The sequence below is a fragment of the Polaromonas sp. genome, assembly GCF_030682935.1.
Classification (GTDB): domain Bacteria; phylum Pseudomonadota; class Gammaproteobacteria; order Burkholderiales; family Burkholderiaceae_C; genus Polaromonas.
The window spans coordinates 1-1,736 of the sequence record NZ_JAUXNA010000217.1 but is presented as its reverse complement, the minus strand read 5'-3'; the positions used below and the strand labels follow the sequence as shown (position 1 = coordinate 1,736).

Here is a 1,736-nt window from a genome sequence, read left to right as displayed (position 1 = left end):
GGAGGAAAGCTTTGACGACATTGTTCAGGAGTACATCAGGGAAAATCCTTATGCCGTGAAGCTGCCAATCAGAGGATAATAAGAAGTTGTATGACAAATTTGACGTGGTTTGACGGATTAGGTTTCCGACAAGCTACAATTTTTTCAAACCGAGGAGACATTAAATGAAATTGAGCAAACTGGTTATTGGCCTGTCTTTGGCCATGGGTTTTGTGGCCACTGTTGCGGCCCAGACCACCATGCGGATCAACATTTCCATCGCGCAAAATTCGCACCAGGGCGTTGGCATTGATACCTTCGCCAAGGAGGTGGAGAAGGGCACAGCGGGCCGTTACAAGATTCAGACTTTTTACAGCGCTTCATTGGGCAGTGAGCGCGAATCGATCGAGGCCGTGCAACTCGGCACCCAGGAGCTGACTTTCTCGTCGACCGGCCCGGTGCCCAACTTTGTGCCGGAAGCCAAGATTCTGGATATTCCGTTTTTGTTTCGGGACAAGGCGCATGCCCGTGCCGTACTGGATGGCCCGATCGGCCAGGAGATGCTGACCAAGTTCGAGTCCAAGGGCTTCAAAGCCTTGGCCTGGGGCGAGAACGGCATGCGCAACATGACCAACAACAAACGCGCCATCAACGCGCCGGATGACCTCAAGGGCCTGAAGATTCGTACCATGGAAAACCCGGTGCACGTAGCCGCCTACAAAGGCCTGGGCATTGTGACCACACCGATGGCGATGCAAGAGGTGTTTACCGCGCTGCAGCAAGGCACGGTCGACGGCCAGGAAAACCCCTTGTCCGTGATCATGGCGGCCAAATTGGACCAGGTGCAAAAGCACGTGTCACTGACCGGCCACGTCTATTCGCCCGCCATTTTCCTGATGAACAAGGCCGCGTTCGACAAGCTCAGCCCTGCTGACCAGAAGGTCTTCCTGGAAGCCGCCAAGGTAGCCGTCCAGGCCAACCGGGCCCGGGTTGACGCCGACGATGCCATGGGCGTGACTTACCTGCGTGGCAAGGGAATGAACGTGGTCGAGAACCTGGACAAAACCAAGTTCGTGGCTGCGCTCGCACCGGTGTACGCTGATTTCGAAAAGCAGTTCGGCAAGGCCAACATGGACAAGATCCGCAACTACAAGTAATTGCTACTGTTTTTGTAGCTGCCAACACCCGAAGCGCGCAAGCTTTCGGGTGTTTTTTTACAACTTCCCATTTCAGGCTGTTATTGCAATGAAAGAAAATTTTCTTCGGTTGGAGCGCTGGACCAGCGGCTTCTCCTTGTACGCCGCCTGTGCCATGCTGCTGCTAGCGGCCAGTCTCGGCATGTTCCAGATCATCACCCGCTTTGTGCTGGAACTGCCCGCTGAATGGACCGAAGTGCTGATTCGATTCAGCCTGATCTGGATGGTTTTTCTGGGTATTCCGACGGCGTTTCGCCAGGGTGCCATGGTGAGCGTAGATGTGCTTTACCGTTGGAGCCCGCCACGCATCCGCCGTTTGCTCGACTGGGTCGTGTGTCTCGCCGCCACCGGGTTGATCGCCATCATCATTTGGTGGGGTTGGGACTATGCCGTCCGCGGCAGGGCACAAACCATGAGCGGACTGGAAAGCGTGTCTATGTTCTGGGCCTACCTCGCCATGCCGGTCGGCGGCGTGTTCAGCCTGATCGGCATCATTGGCAACCTGCTGGATACCCAGCGCCTTGAATTGGAGACCGCAGTATGAGCGCCGTCATGTTAAGC

At 55.6% G+C, this 1,736-nt stretch carries 2 protein-coding genes; both read left to right on the top strand.

Annotated features, from left to right (window positions below; all coding sequences use genetic code 11):
* Window positions 1–164 precede the first annotated feature (164 nt).
* Complete coding sequence (locus Q8K05_RS09940) at window positions 165–1,136, top strand: TRAP transporter substrate-binding protein (protein ID WP_305246465.1); 972 nt, start codon at window positions 165–167, stop codon at window positions 1,134–1,136.
* Between the two features lie 88 nt (window positions 1,137–1,224).
* Entirely contained in the window at window positions 1,225–1,719 is a 495-nt protein-coding gene (locus Q8K05_RS09935; RefSeq protein ID WP_305246464.1) for a TRAP transporter small permease, read from the top strand.
* Window positions 1,720–1,736 lie beyond the last annotated feature (17 nt).

Excerpts from the sequence above, each read along its gene's own strand:
- Q8K05_RS09940 (WP_305246465.1), top strand. The coding sequence starts at position 165 with ATGAAATTGAGCAAACTGGTTATTGGCCTGTCTTTGGCCATGGGTTTT.
- Q8K05_RS09935 (WP_305246464.1), top strand. The coding sequence starts at position 1,225 with ATGAAAGAAAATTTTCTTCGGTTGGAGCGCTGGACCAGCGGCTTCTCC.